Here is a 361-nt window from a genome sequence, read left to right on the forward strand (position 1 = left end):
ACCGCTTTGGGGTATTTGGCGCCGTAGTCGATCTCGAACGCTTTGATCGCGAGCTGGGCTTTGTCGATATCCTCGGCGTTGTAGATCTCCTTCATCGCCGCGACTGCACCCTGGGTGCACCGATTTCGGCAGTGCGGCAAGAATATTGGCCTGCTTATGCCACCAGCAGCGCTACTCTCGAATATCCGGGAACACCTCCCGCACGCCTTGCAGAAGCCCAGGGCGCCGTCGCCGACCGCGAGCACCGCTGCGGTCATGGCGCGGCGGCGGCAATCGCGCAGCAAATCAGCCCAGAACTCAGTCGATCCCCGGAAGCCGTCAGCCAGCCCGACGAGCTCCATGCGGCCATCAGCACGGACCC

Annotated in this window: 1 protein-coding gene; it reads right to left on the minus strand. The window is 63.4% G+C overall.

Going from position 1 to position 361, the window contains the following annotated elements:
- A partial coding sequence (locus FPZ47_RS28030; RefSeq protein ID WP_428321260.1) for a transposase occupies nt 1–341 on the minus strand: 341 nt, incomplete at its 3' end.
- Nucleotides 342–361 lie beyond the last annotated feature (20 nt).

Source organism: Mycobacterium helveticum, from assembly GCF_007714205.1.
Classification (GTDB): Bacteria; Actinomycetota; Actinomycetes; order Mycobacteriales; family Mycobacteriaceae; genus Mycobacterium; species Mycobacterium helveticum.